Origin of the sequence: Mucilaginibacter sp. RCC_168, assembly GCF_041355315.1 — a bacterium.
GTDB lineage: Bacteria > Bacteroidota > Bacteroidia > Sphingobacteriales > Sphingobacteriaceae > Mucilaginibacter.
In genome coordinates this window covers 210494-227937 of the sequence record NZ_JBFUPN010000008.1, presented here as the reverse complement: position 1 = coordinate 227937, position 17444 = coordinate 210494, and the positions used below count along the sequence as shown (strand labels likewise).

The following is a 17444-nucleotide window of genomic DNA, read 5'->3' as shown; positions in this document are numbered from 1 at the left end:
CTTTACCATACCAAATAAGTGGTCTGTTAGCCGTTCTGTGCATCAAACTGCAACTGATTTAAATAGCGGTATAGGCCCTGTTCATTGCTAATCAATTCCAGGTGATTACCACATTCAATGATCTCGCCTTTTTCCAGCACAATGATCTTATCGGCTTCGCGAATAGTTGACAGGCGGTGTGCTATAATGATGGATGTTCTGTCTTTCATCAATTCTTCCAAAGCCTCCTGTACCAGCCGTTCCGACTCGGAGTCTAATGATGAAGTAGCTTCATCCAGAATCAATACTGAAGGGTTTTTAAGTAATGCGCGGGCTATAGCTATACGCTGGCGCTGACCACCAGATAGTTTAACACCACGTTCGCCTACAATGGTTTCATAACCATCAGGAAAGGAAGTAATAAACTGGTGAGCGTTGGCGCGTTTGGCAGCTTGTATAATATCTTCTTTGGATGCGCTTAAGCTACCATAGGCAATATTCTCGGATATGGTTCCTCCAAAAAGCATCACATCTTGAGGTACAATGGCTACCTGGTTGCGGATATCGGTAATGGAAAAATCAGAGGCGGGTTTACCATCAAACAGAATGTTGCCACTTTGAGGATGATAAAATTGCAGTATCAAGGATGCCATAGTTGATTTACCCGAGCCGCTTGGGCCAACAATAGCCACTTTTTGGCCAGCCGCCGCATCAAACGAAATACCCTTTAAAACGGTGAGTTCTGAACGAGAAGGGTAGGCGAATACTACATTTTCAAAAGCCAGATTACCTTTGATCTTTTGATCTACCTGGTTGTTGTTTTCAACCATATGTATGTCTTCACCTTGCTCAGCCAGTATTTCCAACACGCGTTCGCTGGCACCAACTGCTTTTTGCAGGTTGGCATACAGATCAGGGAAGGTACCCATAGCGGCTCCTACAAATATGGAGTACATGATAAAAGTGGTCAAATCGCCTACCAGGATCTCGTGGTGGCTCACCAGTACCGAACCATACCATATGACACCCACAAAGGTGCCAAACAAGCAAAATACAATGAACGATGCGAATATGCCGCGAAATTTGGCGCCCTTTACGGCTATGTTCACTACCATGCGTAAAATTTTATCATAGCGGGTAGCTTCGTAAGCTTCGTTCACAAAAGCTTTGACATTGGCAATACCCTGCAGGGTCTCTTCAACAATAGTGTTTGATTCGGCCAGCCTGTCCTGCGCCTGACGTGATAGTTTGCGGATATATCTTCCGAAAAATACAGCGAAGCCCACCAGGAAGGGGAGGATTGCCAGCAAAGCCAGGGTTAGTTTTATAGATACTACGGCCAGCAAAATAACACTGCCCACCATGATCACCAATTGCCTGATGATCTCGGCAAAGGTGGTGGTCAACGTATCCTGGATCTGTGACAGATCGGCCGATATGCGGCTGTTTAACTCACCAACACGGCGGTTGGCAAAAAAGTTCATAGGTAGAGTGATCAGCTTAAAATAAGTATCGCGACGGATATCGGCCAGTGATTTTTCGGCCACCTGTACAAACCAAACCACCCGGAAAAAGGAAACAAAAGCCTGGCCAAATAATAACATGAAGCCGGCAAGAGCTATAGCATTAAGGCTGTGCGGTAAATAGCTGTTAGGATATTTGCCTTGCGCGGCATCTATCAAAGCACCTAATATTTTAGGAAAAGCAAGTCCTACAAGGCTGGATACAAACAAAAATACCAATCCGGCTATAAATTTACCCCGGTAAGGTTTGATGTAATTAAGCAGCTTACGGATGTTTTGTATACTCTGTCTGTTAATTTTTGCCTTGGGTAATTCTGCTTCTGCTTTAGCGCCACTATTCAGTCGTCCTCTTGCCATGTATATATTAAAATTCTAAACTCTAAATTCTAAATCCGAAGTGAAGCACCTGGATCTAACTGCGCAAAATTACACCTTAACTTTACTTTTTCTGCTTATCAGAAATAAAATTGACGCAAACATGAAAACAATGATCAAAATATAGATGTATTGCATGGTGTGGGCCTTTTGAACGCTGGTCTTTAATGCAGCATTTTGCTGCCTTAATTTGCTGATCAGATTGACATAGTTTTGATTGATAGCTTCGGCCTCTTTAGAGTGGCTTTGGATCTGCCTTTGCTGAAATGCCCTGTATTCCAGCAGGATTTTAAGTTCCTTGTAAATATTATCGTCTGTTTTAACAATATCCATCAAAATATCGTTCGACCGGCGGATATCACCTTTGGTTTGAAATCCAAATATCCCTGTATGCTCATTGAGGCTTTGGCTATACTGGCCAAAACGTACTTTGCGCATATCCAGCATACTGTTTATTTTTTTTCGCTGTAGCTGATAAGCGATGGAATCGGCACTTACCTGCGCATTTGTTTGCGCTTGTAGGTTTGCAGCCATAAAAAAGATGAAACAAAATAATATAGTTGTCTTCATAGCATTATTGAAATTCAATAATCACCTTATCATTTAAATTTAAACCCAATAAACCACTGGCGTTACCTTTATTAATGGCTATCTCCAGATGGTCGCTTATACCAAACAGGCATAGCTTTTCTCCAACGGGCACTTCATTATAATGCCAGCTCAGGTGATTAATAGTTTCGTTCCGTTTAAAGTTCAAAACAAATTTACGACCCTGCTGTACGCTGTTGAAAAATTCCTTGGTAATATTGGTGATCACGTTTTGAAACGAATCGATATAAATAACTACGCCCTTGATCAGGTTTTTTTCGATAACTGGTTGCAGGTTCATCTTGTTTTCGATATCTTGTACAGGGAGGCCTATTTCGCTAAGCTTACCGCCTTTAGCCAAATGGCATGCCGCCTTTACAAAAATATCGGCCAGTGGAAAGTGTAAAAACTTGAGATCCTGCATAATGTTTATTTCAACGATCTCCTCGGGCGTTTCCTTAAACATCAGCGAAAAAATGCCATTGTCGGCACCAACAAAGTAGTGATTTTTATATTTTACAGCCAAAAATTTGGTGTGGTCATTATAAACGGTGTCAATACCAATAAGGTGTACGGTACCATCGGGGAAGTAGTAAAAACTGTTTTTTAGGATGAAGGCCGCCTGCTGTACATCAAAGGCGGCAACGTTATTAGTAATATCAACAATATTCACTGTGGGCAACAATTTGTAGATGCTGCCTTTTAATGCAGCCTGGTAAATATCTTTATCGCCCAAATCAGTAGTTAATGTTATTATTGCCATTAATTTTATAATATTTATTGCTAATCTTGTAGTAGCATTTGAAGCTACAAATATTCAATTTTTAATTCATAAAAATCCGTAACTAAAAATCAAATTAGTATTGAACGAGCTAAAGCTATCTATTGAAAATGTAAATCCGGCAGTATTGTGGGGGCCAAATAATGATCATTTTGAGATCATTAAGAAACAATATCCTAAGCTTAAAATAGTTGCACGTGGCAGCGAAGTTAAAATTCTGGGTGATGATCACGAACTGAATATCTTTCAGGAAAAATTCGATCATCTGCTACAACATGTAGAGAAGTTCGAAAACCTGAATATTACCGACCTGGAGCGTATCCTCGGTTCAAAAAATATAAACGCACCATCTGCTGATCCATCGGCTGATAAATTTGCCAGCGGCGAAGTGATTGTTTTTGGGCCAAACGGTGTAATGGTGAAGGCGCGCACAGCCAATCAGCGTAAAATGGTTGACTGTATTAATAAAAGCGATATACTTTTTGCCATAGGACCTGCAGGTACCGGTAAAACTTATACAGCAGTAGCTTTGGCGGTAAGGGCGCTTAAAAACAAGGAGATCAAAAGGATAATCCTGACCAGACCGGCGGTTGAAGCAGGGGAGAACCTCGGCTTTTTACCTGGCGACCTGAAAGAAAAGATTGATCCGTACCTAAGGCCCTTGTATGATGCGCTTGATGATATGATCCCTGCAGAGAAACTGAAGTTTTACCTGGAGAACCGTACTATTGAGATAGCACCATTAGCATTTATGCGTGGCCGTACATTGGATAATTGTTTTGTGATATTGGATGAGGCACAAAACGCCACCGACATGCAGCTCAAAATGTTTTTAACCCGCATGGGGCCATCGGCCAAGTTTATTGTAACCGGTGACGTTACCCAGATCGATCTACCTAAAAAACAACAATCGGGCCTACATACCGCCCTGCGCATATTAACAGATATAAAAGGAATTGAAATTGTTTACCTGAGCGGCGAGGACGTGGTGAGACATAAACTGGTACGTAAAATACTGGAAGCCTACGGTGATATACAATAGTAGATATGAGATATTAGATGTTAGATATGAGACACTTTGCTATGCGTCTTGCCTCTCACATAAAGTATCAAATTGATAGATTGAGATTATAGATTTTTGACCGATTTTGGTCTCACATCTCATTATCTCACATCTCAAATCTAAATCAAAGAATGAACGCAATAAAAGAAACTCATTTTAACTTACCTGGCCAAACAAACTATTATAAAGGCAAGGTACGTGATGTTTATACTATCGATAATAAATACCTGGCCATGGTTGTTACCGACCGCATCTCGGCTTTTGATGTGGTATTACCAGAGCCTATTCCATACAAAGGACAAGTACTTAATCAAATAGCAGCCCGCTTTTTAGAAGCTACCGCTGATATTGTACCAAACTGGGTAATATCTGTGCCTGATCCGAGTGTTACCATTGGTCGTATCTGTGAACCTTTTAAGGTCGAGATGGTAATTCGTGGATATTTGGCCGGTCATGCCTGGCGGGAATATAGCGCCGGTAAAAGACAAGTTTGCGGGGAAAGCTTACCCGAAGGTTTAAAGGAGAACGACATACTGCCCGAACCCATCATAACACCAACCACAAAAGCATCTGTTGGACATGATGAAGATATATCCAAAGCCGAAATATTGAAACAAAATATAGTATCGGCTGATGATTATGCTAAACTGGAAACCTACACCCAAGCCTTGTATAAACGCGGAACAGAAATAGCAGCCAAACAAGGCTTGATCCTGGTTGATACCAAATATGAATTTGGAAAGGTCGGCGACCAGATCTATCTGATTGACGAAATACATACGCCCGATTCATCGAGATATTTTTATAAAGAAGGTTATGAAGAGCGCCAACAAAAAGGTGAGCCACAGAAACAGCTTTCGAAAGAGTTTGTTAGAAAATGGCTGATTGAGAACGGTTTCCAGGGGAAAGATGGTCAGGTAGTACCCGTTATGACCCCGGAAATTGTACAATCCATTTCTGAGCGTTATATAGAGTTATACGAGCAGATTATCGGTGAGCCTTTTGTAAAACCAGATAATGAAAGCGTGCTTAACCGGGTTGAAACCGGCATAAAAGCAGCCTTAACAAATTTGTAGTTTTTAATTACCCGTAAAATTATCATATCTTAGCTTTCTAATTATTAATAAGAATGAAATTTACTGTCGATAAGCACGAGAAATATATCTTAGTGAAACTTAATGAGTCAAAATTAAACTCATTGGTTACGCCTCAATTAAAGTCTGAGTTGATATTGATCAATACTGAAGGTCAGCGAAATATAATTCTTGATCTTTCACAGGTAAAATTTGCAGATTCTTCTGGTTTAAGCAGTCTACTGGTAGGTCACCGTTTATGTAAAAATGCTACCGGATTATTTATCCTGGCAGGCTTAAATGATGCGGTAGCCCGTTTGGTAACTATATCACAATTGGATAATGTACTGAACATTGTACCCACAGCCGAAGAAGGTATCGATCTTATTTTTATGGAAGAGATTGAAAAAGAGCTGAAAAAAGAAGCAAGATAAGCCTTATGATTGTTTACCCTATATGAAATTTGAGGTAACAATATTGGGGAGCAGCTCCGCGACACCCATTTTTAACAGAAATCCCACATCACAGGCGCTCAATATCAATGAGCGCCTATATTTAATTGATTGCGGCGAGGGTACCCAGCAGCAAATGCTGCGTTTCGATATTAAAGCCAGCCGTATCGATCATATATTTATCAGTCATCTTCATGGTGATCATTATCTGGGACTAATAGGCTTATTATCGTCTATGCATCTTAACGGACGCAAAAAAGCGCTTTATCTTTTTGGCCCGGCTCCTTTGAAGGAAATTATTGATCTGCAGTTCAAATATTCGGAAACAACCCTGCAGTTTCCGTTAGAATTTACAGCCATTGACGCTCAAAAACCAGAAGTGATTATCAATAACAGCGATGTCATTGTGGAGACTATTCCGCTTGATCACCGTATTGCCTGTACTGGTTTCTTATTTAAAGAAAAGAAGCGTTTACGCAAGCTGATAAAGGAAAAACTGGAAGATCTGAATGTGCCTGTAGAGTACTATACAGCTTTAAAAAGGGGAAATGATTATACTTCGGCAAGTGGCGAGGTGTATAAGAATGATACCTTAACTATCGATTCTCAAACCCCGAAATCGTATGCCTATTGTTCAGATACGTTGTATAACGAGCAATATTTTGACCAGATCAGTAACGCTACGCTGCTTTATCACGAAGCTACATTTTTAAATGATATGCTTGACAGGGCAAATGACACACATCATACCACTGCATTGCAAGCCGGGAAGATTGCCTTAAAAACCCATGCCAAAAAACTGTTGATCGGTCATTTTTCTGCCCGATATAAAACCTTAAACGAGTTGCTCGATGAAGCCAGAAGTGTTTTTCCAGATACGGAATTAGCTATTGAGGGAAAAACATTCGCTATAGAATAGAATCAAGATATTAGAGTCAAGGATTAGGGCGACTCAGTGGGTTTACATGTAAACCCACTTTTTATGTAAAAGGCTATTTAATCACTTGATTCTAATGATATTCTTCTATCTCGATTCTTGACTCTAATCTCTTGATTCTAAAAGTTAATCTTTTTTGCCGCCAAAAACCGAGAAGCTTACATAGCGTTTTGGATGTGCTTTCAGATCAATGAACAGGTTATTGAGGTTATTGGATGCATCAGTAAGGTTTTTGTACATCTTATCGTCATTCATCAATAAGCCTAATGACCCCTGACCGTTGTTGATCTTGGCAATGGTTGCCTGCAGATCAGCCATGGCTTTATTGGCATTGTCTAAAGTTTGTTTAATGTTTGAGGCTGCTATATCGTTGCTAACTTTTTCAAAGTTGGCAGTCACACCGTTTAAATGAGCAGTACTGGTTTTTAAACTGCCTGATACTACCTCGGCATTGGTCAAAATGCCATTGATATGTCCTGATTGAGAAGCTACCAGGTTATCGATCTTTTTAGTAGTACCCTCCAGGGTTTGCAATGAGTTAGCAATACTTACAAAGCTGCGATCCACATTTTTTTGAAAGTTCGGATTCAAAATTTTATTGATAGCCGCCAATGAGGAATCCATTTTTGTTATTAGCATCTCGGCCTTTTTCTGGATTGGTTGCAAGCTTTCGGCCAGGCTTCCCTGTATGTCGGCTTTTAGCGTATCTTTATCTTCAGCAGCAATTTTACTGTTGCCCAGCTCAAAAACAATGGCCTTACTGCCTAAAAGATCGGTACTTGATAATTTAGCGAGTGTATTATTAGGTATAACATAATCCGGATCGATCTTAAACTCTACGATGGTGTGGCCATCAGGCTGCAATTTCATGCTGGAAACGCGCCCTATCTGAAACCCGTTAACCAATACCGGTTTTGCTAAGGCAAGACCTTCCACACTTCTGTAAACCGCATAATATTTATTGGAGCCCGAAAAAACATCATTGCCGCGCAAAAAACTATATCCTAATATCAATATAGTAATGGCGATGGCTGTAAGGGCACCTATTTTTGTTTCGTTTGAGATTTTCATTAAGTAGTGGTTTTCAGGTTAAATTTCTTCTGTTTTGAATCGTTGGTTGTTTTGTTTTACGTTATATTATATAACAGGCAAAGCTAAGCTATATTACTTTGAAACCTGCTCAACCTCGTTTTTAAAATTTGTTAAAGCCCTTACAATAGAATTGACGATCGCGTTTTGCCCATCCTCCGAATTTAAATACGCCTCATCATCAGGGTTATTAATATATCCTGTTTCTACTAAAACAGATGGCATAGAACTATGACATAATACATAAATGCTCTGGTCTCTTATGCCTTCACTTGGCCTGCCGTCTGTTTCTACAAACTCTTTATTAAGTAACGTTGCCAGATTTATACTTTGCTGCCTGAATTTTCTTTTATACTCGTTTGTTAAAATAATAGTTATTGGATCGTTAGGGTCTAAAGCTCCTCCATCAAGTTCAGATTCACCTTCAACCTGGTTCCTTTTGATCTCATTTTCTGCCTCTCTTGTACGCTTTAATGCATAAACCAGTAACAACACACCCTTACCTGAACGATCTGGAACCAAACTTGTTTTATAAACCGGTTTATGATGTTTGGTGCCTACCCTTCTGCTTACGCGTCTATCCGATAAAGAATTACAGTGTATCGAAATAAAAACATCTCCTTTATTCTCGTTGGCTATTTCAGCACGTCTTTCAAAAGAAACATCATCTTCAGTGCTGCGCGTGAGTACGGCTTTTACACCTGCCATATCTTTTTCTACAGCTTTTTGCAATTTTAACGCAATTGCAAGCGTTACATTCCTTTCAGTAGAATATTCGCCTGATGCACCATGTGAAAAGTGACCTACATTACTGGATGGTTTGCCTCCGTGACCGGCATCAACAATAATAGTTTTGATCTTGAAACCTGTGTTATTTATAACCGTATCTTTTTTTATGAAACCATAAGATGTGACCGGAAAATATGAAAGGAGTGCCAGCAATACCGATAAACTATAAATCAATCTTTTCAATGCCCTATTTTTCATTATTTTTGAACGCTGTTAACTTTATCTGCAAAAATACTATTCATAATCAATTTTGAAATCCACAACCTTCTTTTTTCTGCTTGCGATTATTTTAACGGTGAGTGTATTTTCTGCCGAAAGCAAAAATACATATAAAGGCTATAGCAGCAAACCTGTTAGAGATACTATTATTAAATTGGATACTATTAAGGACAAGAAACTGCTTAAAGGCAAAAAAAACACGCGTAACCCATCGCCCAAAAATTCCCCTGCTACAAAAACTGATACTACACAAAAGAAGGGTGATATCGAATCCGAAATAAAAGCTGTTGCCGAAGACTCTACCCATGTAGATAATGAACATGATATTTTATATTTATATGGTCGTGCCCGCGTTACTTATGAAGATTTCGAACTTGATGCCGACTATATTCGCGTTGATCGGAAAAATCACGTGATGTTCGCCCGTGGGAGCATTGATCCGCGTACACATCGTTATATAGGTAGGCCAATATCCAAACAAAAGAGTGAGAAACCGGTATCTTCTGATTCGCTGCTGTTTAATTATGAAACCAAGAAGGGAAAACTATATAACCCAGCATCAGAACAGGAGGGGAATTTTATATCCGGTGGGCAGGCAAAAAAACTCAATGAAACCGAAGTCGCCTATCGCAATGTCATATTCAGTACTTGTGATCTCCCATATCCGGAAACCCATTTTGGTGTTGTGATAACCCGTGGTATTGGCGAAAAAAACAGGATCATATCCGGCCCTGCATACCTGGAGATAGAGGGAATACCTTTACCGCTGGCAATACCATTTGGCTTTTTTCCGAAACCCAACCAACGAACATCCGGTGTTATACTACCCACTTTTGGTGAAGATCAACAACTTGGATTTAAACTCTCCAATTTTGGATATTATTTAGGGTTTAACGACTATATAGATCTGACGACCACAGCTACTGTATACTCCAAAGGATCATATGAATTAAATAGCGTTATGCGTTATTTAAAACGATATAAATATACCGGTAACCTGGCACTAAGCTTTGGATCGCACAATTATGGCCTGCCCGGTGATCCATCTACAAAAGACGTTCACATTGACTGGACACACTCCCAGGATCCGAACGCTAATCCCGGATCTACTTTTAGCGCATCGGTAAATGCCGGTACATCAGGGTTTTTCAGAAATACAAGGGGAACAGTCAACGTAAATACTATAGCTACAAGTAGTTTACGTTCGAGTATATCTTATGGCAAAACATGGGCGGGTACACCATTTAATTTAAGTGTGGGTTTGTCTCATAGCCAGCAGATAGACACAAAAACCATTACTATAGAATTACCAACAGTGGCCTTTGGTATGTCGTCTATAAACCCGTTTGATTCTAAGGACAGAGTTGGCGAGCAAAAATGGTATCAGAAAATTACCGTAAGCTACAACATGACAGCCACCAATAAAGTAAACAATATTCCGGAGGCTGAACTTTTTAAAAGCGAGACCCTTTCAAAACGTTTACAAAATGGTTTCCAGCATCAAATACCGGTGAGCTTAGGCCTTAACGTGCTGAAATACTTTCAGTTTAACAGTAGCATTAACTATACCGAGCGTTGGTATTTTCAAAGTATAACTAAAAGATTTGAACGCGGGAGTATCAGCAACTCCGATCAGTTGATCACGGACACTATCCCTGGTTTTAAACGTGCCGGTGAATACAGTGTAAGTACAGGCCTATCTACCAAATTGTATGGGCAGATCAACTTTAAGCATGGTAATTTAAAGGCTATCCGGCATGTGATGACACCATCCATAAGCTTTGGTTACCGCCCGGATTTTTCTGATCCAAGTTTTGGATATTATAAAACAGCGGTAAGCAATGCTACCATACCGTATCCTTACTCATCACAAAAATATTCTATTTTTGACGGGGCGGTTTACGGGGGGCCTTCACCAGGCAAGCAAGCCGGGCTTAATTTTAGCTTAGATAATACCATTGAAGCCAAGGTAAAAGCGAAGAGTACGGATACATCCGGTACCGATCGAAAGATAACCATTTTGCAGGGTCTGTCGTTTTCAACCTTTTACAACTTTGCTGCCGATACCATGAAGCTTTCGCCGATTACGTTTTCGGGGCATACCGCTATTTTTAATCAAAAATTAAGTATTAGCTTTCAGGGCAGTTTTAATCCATATGTGACGGTTGTTCGTGACTCTATCCAAAATAATAATATTGTAAGATATAGCCAGCCTATCAACCGCTATACATGGCAAGATGGTAAGTTTCCGCAATTGTCAAATGTAGGCATATCTATGAGTGGTAGTTTAAATTCAACAAAGGCGGCTGCACGCGGTACCCCAGGTGCGGTAAACGGCCTGGCTAACCTTACACCAACCCAATCCCAGCGTTTGGCCCTGGTGAACAGCGATCCAAATGCTTATGTCGATTTTAACGTGCCATGGAACATTAACTTTAACTACAGCTACAGTTATACCAACTCGTTAAACACGATTAGTACGAGTAATACGGTACAGATAAGCGGAGACGTGAATGTTTCGCCTAAGTGGAAGGTGCAATATTCCACTAACTATGACATCAAAGCGGGGAAACTGGGAAGCGCCACGTCGTTTTCTATTTATCGTGACCTGCACTGCTGGGATCTTTCCATTCAATGGATCCCTTTTGGTTATTTGAAATCATATAATGTTACCCTGAAGGTAAAATCGACTATATTGCAGGATCTGAAACTGAGTAAGCGAAATGATTATACCAATAGTGGAACTTTTTATTAATTGAAATGCTGGCAGAAATTATAACTATAGGCGACGAAATACTTATAGGCCAAATTGTTGATACCAATTCAGCCTGGATGGCTACCGAATTAAATCAAATTGGTATACGGGTAAAGCAAATATCTTCGGTATCTGATGATCGGGAACATATTTTGAAAGCTTTAGCGGAGGCTGCTAACCGTGTGGATATTGTTTTTATCACCGGAGGCCTTGGGCCAACAAAGGATGATATTACCAAAAAAACATTAGCAGAATATTTTAATGTTGAACTGGTTGAAGATCCTGATACGCTTGAACATGTAAAGGGGATTTTTGCCCGTTTTAATCGTCCTTTGCTTGAGGTTAATCGTTTACAGGCTTCAGTACCTGCTAATTGTAAAGTGATCTTTAATCAAAATGGTACAGCGCCAGGTATGTGGTTTTATGAAAATAATGTCACCTATATATCTATGCCGGGAGTGCCCTTCGAGATGATGTATATGATGACCGAGCAAGTACTGCCGAAAATTAAAGAGTTATTCAAGCTGCCTGTTATTATTCATAAAACCATTTTAACCGTTGGCGAGGGTGAGTCTTTTTTGGCGGAACGCATAGCTGATATCGAAGACGATCTTCCTGCACATATCAAATTGGCTTATTTGCCCAAATTGGGAATGGTACGTTTACGCTTAAGCGCGTTTGGTGAACATGAAGCGGATTTGCAGGAGCAAGTTGATCAATTTGCCAAAAGAATAATTGAAAGGATAGGAGCAGTTTTTGTAATAGATGAAGATATAGCCCTTGAAAAAGCTATACTGGATAAAATGGAGGCACAGGGTTTTACTTTATCTGTAGCCGAAAGTTGCACTGGCGGTTATCTGTCTCATTTATTTACCCAGCATCCAGGTTCTTCAACAGTGTTTTTAGGTGGCGGAGTAACTTATGCTTATGAATTAAAGGAGAGTGTTTTGGGAGTAAAACACCAAACACTACTGGATTTTGGAGCTGTAAGTGAACAAACTGTAAAAGAAATGGTGGAGGGCGCATTGAAAAATTTTAAATCGGATTTTGCCATAGCCATAACCGGTATTGCCGGCCCTGATGGAAGTACTGAAACTAAACCTGTTGGTACTGTGTGGATTGCAGTTGCTAACAAGCAAAAAATGTTAATAAAGAAATACACATTCGGTAATAAACGTCGTCAAAACATTGAAAGGAGCGCGGTAGCTGCATTATCAATGTTGAATACTTTACTCACATAAATTGTAAAGTACTGATCGAAATTCCTAATTTTGGGAGAGAAACTATAATTTTAGAATGGCCAAATACCAACTATTATTGCCAAAAATGGGTGAGAGTGTTGCAGAAGCAACTATAATTAAATGGACAAAAAATCCAGGAGATCATATAGACGCAGATGAAGCAGTAATGGAGATAGCAACAGATAAAGTTGATTCTGATGTTCCATCTCCCGTGGCTGGTAAACTTGTAGAACAGCTTTACAAAGAGAACGATGTTGTTCAGGTAGGATCGGTTATCGCTATTATTGAAACCGGTGAACCTGATTCAAACGAAGCCGAAACACCAGCAGCTGTACAACCTGTAGAAGAACAAAAAGCCGCCGAAGAACCGGCTCATATACTAACACCAGATCCTGTTGCAGAAACAGTGCAAAATGAAGAGTCATCTGTTTCGCCTGAATCCATAGCCATACCAGGCCTGGATCAACTGGAGAAAAAGAATATTTCTGCTGATGCCCCTGCATTTAAAAGTGAAGGACGTTTTTACTCACCATTAGTACGAAACATAGCCAGTCAGGAGGGAATCAGTACCGACGAACTGGATAAGATACCTGGAAGTGGTTCCGATGGACGCTTGACCAAAGATGATCTTTTAAGCTATCTTCAACATAAACAGAAGCCAGCTGCTGCTCAAAAAACAGAAGAGCCGATACAGCAACAAGCTCCGGTATCATTTAATGCTCCTGTCACTGCTTCTACAGGTACTTATACACCTCCTCCGGTTGTAGCTCCAATTGCTGAACCAGCTAAAGCGGAAGAAGCGCCGCCAAAGCCCGCTGCTTCAGTATCCGGTGCTGATGAAGTTATTGAAATGGACAGAATGCGTCGTTTAATAGCCGATCATATGGTGATGAGCAAGCAAACCTCGCCACACGTGACTTCATTTGTAGAGGCGGATGTGACCAACCTGGTATTATGGCGCGAGAAGGTGAAGAGCAGCTTTGAAAAACGCGAAGGCGAGAAAATAACCTTCACACCGATATTTATCGAGGCCGTTGTAAAAGCTATCAAAGATTTTCCGATGATCAATATTACCGTAAACGGTACCCAGATCATTAAAAAAGCAGCTATTAACATTAGCATGGCTACCGCTTTACCCAGCGGTAACCTGATAGTTCCTGTGATTAAAAAAGCCGATGAATTAAATTTATTGGGAATTACGAAAGCGGTAAACGATCTGGCCAACAGGGCCCGTATTGGTAAGTTGCAACCTGATGATGTAAAAGATGGCACTTTTACAATAACCAACGTTGGTTCATTTGGAAATGTAATGGGCACGCCTATTATTAATCAGCCACAGGTCGCTATTCTGGCTGTTGGGGCTATCAGAAAAAAACCTGCGGTAATTGAAACTAAAGAAGGGGACATGATCGCTATTCGCCACATGATGTTCCTGTCATTGTCGTATGATCACCGTGTGGTTGATGGCGCTTTAGGCGGATCATTTGTGCGCCGCGTTGCCGATTACCTCGAACAGTGGGATCCAAACAGAGCAATATAATTTAACTCATATATTATAACAAAGAAGCCGGGCAGTACCTGGCTTCTTCGTTTCGGTTAAGATTCGATTTATTCAGCGTTATATATTTACTTTATCAATTCAAAACCCCAGTCTTTTCCTTTATCAACGGCGGGCACCCCTTTAGCCATCCAAACGGGCATTGGTGCGCCTTTTAAAAAGTGGTCAAAAAACTGTTGCTCACGTATGGTAATATCCTTGCGATTTTGCCTTAGCACCAGGTTATGTGCTTCGCCATTGTATTGCAAAAGCCAAACCGGTTTACCCAGGCGGCGCAAAGCGGTAAACATTTCTATACCCTGGTACCATGGTACAGCGCCATCGGCATCGTTGCTCATGATCATTACCGGTGTTTGTACTTTAGGCAGCTGAAATAAAGGTGAGTTTTCTATATACAGCTCTGGTTTTTCCCATAAAGTCGCGCCAATACGGCTTTGTGTTTTTTCATATTGAAACTGCCTGTTTAAACCCGATTCCCAGCGGATACCACCATAAGCCGATGTCATGTTGGCTACTGGTGCACCCGCCCAGGCGGCAGCATACATATTGGTTTGTGTTATCAGATAAGCCACCTGGTAACCTCCCCAGCTTTGCCCCTGAATGCCGATGTGGGCTGCATCAACCCATGAGTTCTTTTTAAGCGATTCTACACCCGAATTGATATATTCTACCGCAGAAGCACCCGGATGCCCGGTTTGATAGCTGATATCTGGTGCAAAAACCAAATAGCCATTACTTACAAAAAATGATATAGGCAAACGGGAGGGAGTGGGAGCCGGAGCGATGTAATTAAAAAGCCCTTCGGATAGTTTTTCATAAAAGTACACGATCATCGGATACTTTTTACCCGGGTCAAAATCTTCTGGTTTATACAAAATACCTTCTGAATGATAGCCTTTAGGGGTTGTCCATTTTACCAGCGAGGCTGTTCCCCAGTTGTATTCGGCTTGCTGAGGATTGATATCGCTTAGTTTAGTCTCTTTCTTCAGATCAGTTGATACATACAGATCGGGAGGCAACTCATAGCTACCTTTAGTGTAAATGTAGGTATTGGCATTTTTAGCTTTTAACAGATCACCATAGCTCATCGGGATCATATTTACCTTTTCCGGAACTGAACTGCTCTCCGGATACTTGGTGTAATACCCCCATTGCTTATTTACCTCATTTTGTACTTGTAACCACATTTGCTGTTTTAGCGGAATAAACTTCTGTTCCGGATCAGTAATATCATAACGGATGATAAATTTGTTCTTGCGGCCTATGTCATTGGTAAAGTTGGTAACAGCACCTGTGGCCGGATCGATCTTCCAGATATCATAGCGGTCGTATATTAAAACTGCCTTGTCGCCTTGTAGCCAGCCTGCAAGTCCATAATCAGGGGCAAAATCCGGAACATCATTCAGCTCGTCACCCATTTTTGTTCCGATAGTAGCTGTAAGATTGCTTTTTTGACCATTGGCAATAGTATAACAAAACCAATTCTGCTGCTCCATATCAAACCAGATCACATATTTGCCATCGGGAGATATCCGGTACCTTGCCCTTGAGCTTGCATTAATAAGTCGTTTATTGCCACTTTTGGTATCTATCAGAATAGCCTGTTGCTTGGTGCCGCCTTGCCATTGGGCTTGTATGCGGGCACCTGTATCAGTTACCCCTAAAACGTAACGGGCGTCTTTGTTTTCGGCAACAAATACTTCCTGTATAGCCTTACTGCCCAATTGTAATGGTTTCGGTTCAATTTCATTCGGTTTTATAACGGCCAAGTAACTGCGTTTTAATTCCGTTTGCAGGTTTTTTAGTTGCTGAGGTTGCAGATAATCATCTTTGTAATTCCAGATATCCAGTTTAGCCACTTCAAAATCTACAATAGTAGTATCAGCCGGTTTTGGGATAGGAGCGGTTCCAAAAAACAGGTTGCTCCCGCTTTTACTAAAATAAACCTTGCCATCGCCGCTTATTGTCCAACGCTCCGGAATACCTTTTGATCCGGCTTCCGCTATAATTACCGCGCTGTCGCGGCTATTGGTATAATAATAAAGTTTAAAAGGCTTAACCAGCGCTTTTTCAGGGTTCTTCTCGGCTGTGAAAGCCAGTTGTTTACTGTCATCGTCGATGGTGATATTGCGGTAATTGCCGCGACCGGTACTAATAGTCTTGACAGTGTTTTTATCAATATCATAAACGTACATGCCCGATTTGACGTCTTTTTGCTTTGTTGGAGCTGTCACGGCAAACGCTAATAACTTTCCGTTTTTACTCAACTGATAATCGGTAGCGTATTTGAATGTGCGGGTTGTGTTTGTACCTAACTTGCTTACAGTTAAGTTGGAACCCTCATGTGTTGTGGGAGCTATGGTTGCACTTACGGCTTTTTTTGAAGTATCATTAGGTAGTGGTTTTTTTATGGTATCAGCAGCGGCGAGGTAGGCTACAACGGGTGCATTCGCTGAGAGCTTGAACGACCGGATAGCGGGCACTTTTGTAACGGATTGTGAGCCGAGTGTAATGATGCCCAGCGTATCTTTGGGGAAATCGGCCTGTTTTTTCTTTTTAATTTTAGCTTCACGAATGGCTTTATAAAAAGGCCTGATCAGGAACGTAACAAATTTGGAGTCGTTACTGAAACTGGCAGTATCAGCACGGGGGATCCTTACTTTAGTAGTATTAGTGGCATTGGTAATCACCAGCTCAGCATCTCCTTGCTGTGGTTTTACTACATAAAATATCCATTTACCATTATTGCTGATGTGTTGATTGCTGATACTTTGCCATCCGTCAAAAACGGTATTATCTAAAGGTTTTTTGGCTGTTTTTTGAGCGGATACATTAAGAAAAATGAAAATCGAAAATAGCAGGAGTAGGGTTTTGTGCATAAGTAACTTAAGTAAGAGTTAAATATGCTAAAAACAGGGCATTTATAAAAATTAAGCCACAGGAAAGTTACAATAAAGCTGAAAGCAGAAGGCCCAAAGCGTAAAGTGATAGACAATTATCCCCTCCGGGTCCCTTTCAGGAG

Annotated in this window: 13 protein-coding genes; 7 read left to right on the top strand and 6 right to left on the bottom strand. The window is 40.7% G+C overall.

Features of this window, described 5'->3' with window-relative positions; all coding sequences use genetic code 11:
* Positions 1 to 26: 26 nt before the first annotated feature.
* From AB6735_RS09575 to AB6735_RS09565, 3 genes are all read right to left on the bottom strand, one after another.
* Positions 27 to 1859: an ABC transporter ATP-binding protein gene (locus tag AB6735_RS09575; protein ID WP_370995706.1), complete on the bottom strand. Its 1833-nt coding sequence runs from the start codon at positions 1857 to 1859 to the stop codon at positions 27 to 29.
* Positions 1860 to 1928: 69 nt separating this feature from the next.
* The gene (locus tag AB6735_RS09570) at positions 1929 to 2411 is read right to left on the bottom strand and encodes a hypothetical protein (protein WP_370995705.1); all 483 of its coding nucleotides are present in this window, start codon (positions 2409 to 2411) and stop codon (positions 1929 to 1931) included.
* A gap of 40 nt (positions 2412 to 2451) precedes the next feature.
* On the bottom strand, positions 2452 to 3228 hold the full coding sequence (locus AB6735_RS09565; protein WP_370995704.1) for an S-adenosyl-l-methionine hydroxide adenosyltransferase family protein: 777 nt from the start codon (positions 3226 to 3228) through the stop codon (positions 2452 to 2454).
* Positions 3229 to 3328: 100 nt separating this feature from the next.
* On the opposite strand from AB6735_RS09565, the gene AB6735_RS09560 reads away from it, so the two are divergent.
* The 4 genes from AB6735_RS09560 to AB6735_RS09545 all read left to right on the top strand — a co-directional run bounded on the left by AB6735_RS09560 (position 3329) and on the right by AB6735_RS09545 (position 6753).
* Positions 3329 to 4288, top strand: coding sequence for a PhoH family protein (locus AB6735_RS09560; RefSeq protein ID WP_370995703.1), 960 nt, complete (start codon positions 3329 to 3331; stop codon positions 4286 to 4288).
* A gap of 152 nt (positions 4289 to 4440) precedes the next feature.
* Complete coding sequence (locus tag AB6735_RS09555; RefSeq protein WP_370995702.1) at positions 4441 to 5385, top strand: phosphoribosylaminoimidazolesuccinocarboxamide synthase; 945 nt, start codon at positions 4441 to 4443, stop codon at positions 5383 to 5385.
* A 53-nt stretch (positions 5386 to 5438) separates the two neighbouring features.
* Complete coding sequence (locus AB6735_RS09550; protein WP_076378832.1) at positions 5439 to 5816, top strand: STAS domain-containing protein; 378 nt, start codon at positions 5439 to 5441, stop codon at positions 5814 to 5816.
* A 22-nt stretch (positions 5817 to 5838) separates the two neighbouring features.
* Complete coding sequence (locus AB6735_RS09545) at positions 5839 to 6753, top strand: ribonuclease Z (protein ID WP_370995701.1); 915 nt, start codon at positions 5839 to 5841, stop codon at positions 6751 to 6753.
* Positions 6754 to 6897: 144 nt separating this feature from the next.
* Here AB6735_RS09545 and AB6735_RS09540 read toward each other — a convergent pair whose 3' ends face one another.
* Together AB6735_RS09540 and AB6735_RS09535 are read right to left on the bottom strand one after the other, a co-directional pair.
* Positions 6898 to 7842 carry an MlaD family protein gene (locus AB6735_RS09540; RefSeq protein WP_370995700.1) on the bottom strand — a complete coding sequence of 315 codons (945 nt, stop codon included), beginning with the start codon at positions 7840 to 7842 and terminating at the stop codon, positions 6898 to 6900.
* A 93-nt stretch (positions 7843 to 7935) separates the two neighbouring features.
* Entirely contained in the window at positions 7936 to 8847 is a 912-nt protein-coding gene (locus tag AB6735_RS09535; RefSeq protein ID WP_370995699.1) for an N-acetylmuramoyl-L-alanine amidase, read from the bottom strand.
* A 52-nt stretch (positions 8848 to 8899) separates the two neighbouring features.
* Here AB6735_RS09535 and AB6735_RS09530 point away from each other — a divergent pair, with 52 nt between their 5' ends.
* Genes AB6735_RS09530 through AB6735_RS09520 form a run of 3 tightly spaced genes read left to right on the top strand, consistent with a single transcriptional unit; the run spans position 8900 to position 14404 of the window.
* Positions 8900 to 11623 (top strand): putative LPS assembly protein LptD, encoded by a 2724-nt coding sequence (locus AB6735_RS09530; protein ID WP_370995698.1) that lies wholly within the window; start codon positions 8900 to 8902, stop codon positions 11621 to 11623.
* A 5-nt stretch (positions 11624 to 11628) separates the two neighbouring features.
* Complete coding sequence (locus AB6735_RS09525; protein ID WP_370995697.1) at positions 11629 to 12864, top strand: competence/damage-inducible protein A; 1236 nt, start codon at positions 11629 to 11631, stop codon at positions 12862 to 12864.
* A gap of 55 nt (positions 12865 to 12919) precedes the next feature.
* Positions 12920 to 14404, top strand: coding sequence for a dihydrolipoamide acetyltransferase family protein (locus AB6735_RS09520; protein ID WP_370995696.1), 1485 nt, complete (start codon positions 12920 to 12922; stop codon positions 14402 to 14404).
* A gap of 86 nt (positions 14405 to 14490) precedes the next feature.
* Here the strand turns inward: AB6735_RS09520 and AB6735_RS09515 are convergent, their stop codons facing one another.
* Entirely contained in the window at positions 14491 to 17301 is a 2811-nt protein-coding gene (locus AB6735_RS09515) for a prolyl oligopeptidase family serine peptidase (RefSeq protein ID WP_370995695.1), read from the bottom strand.
* Positions 17302 to 17444: the final 143 nt, after the last annotated feature.

Bases quoted from the DNA above. Each gene is read 5' to 3' on its own strand.
- AB6735_RS09555 (WP_370995702.1), top strand. From the start codon at position 4,441: ATGAACGCAATAAAAGAAACTCATTTTAACTTACCTGGCCAAACAAAC.
- AB6735_RS09570 (WP_370995705.1), bottom strand. From the start codon at position 2,411: ATGGCTGCAAACCTACAAGCGCAAACAAATGCGCAGGTAAGTGCCGAT.
- AB6735_RS09525 (WP_370995697.1), top strand. From the start codon at position 11,629: ATGCTGGCAGAAATTATAACTATAGGCGACGAAATACTTATAGGCCAA.
- AB6735_RS09515 (WP_370995695.1), bottom strand. From the start codon at position 17,301: ATGCACAAAACCCTACTCCTGCTATTTTCGATTTTCATTTTTCTTAAT.
- AB6735_RS09565 (WP_370995704.1), bottom strand. From the start codon at position 3,228: ATGGCAATAATAACATTAACTACTGATTTGGGCGATAAAGATATTTAC.
- AB6735_RS09575 (WP_370995706.1), bottom strand. From the start codon at position 1,859: ATGGCAAGAGGACGACTGAATAGTGGCGCTAAAGCAGAAGCAGAATTA.
- AB6735_RS09540 (WP_370995700.1), bottom strand. From the start codon at position 7,842: ATGAAAATCTCAAACGAAACAAAAATAGGTGCCCTTACAGCCATCGCC.
- AB6735_RS09520 (WP_370995696.1), top strand. From the start codon at position 12,920: ATGGCCAAATACCAACTATTATTGCCAAAAATGGGTGAGAGTGTTGCA.
- AB6735_RS09550 (WP_076378832.1), top strand. From the start codon at position 5,439: ATGAAATTTACTGTCGATAAGCACGAGAAATATATCTTAGTGAAACTT.
- AB6735_RS09535 (WP_370995699.1), bottom strand. From the start codon at position 8,847: ATGAAAAATAGGGCATTGAAAAGATTGATTTATAGTTTATCGGTATTG.
- AB6735_RS09545 (WP_370995701.1), top strand. From the start codon at position 5,839: ATGAAATTTGAGGTAACAATATTGGGGAGCAGCTCCGCGACACCCATT.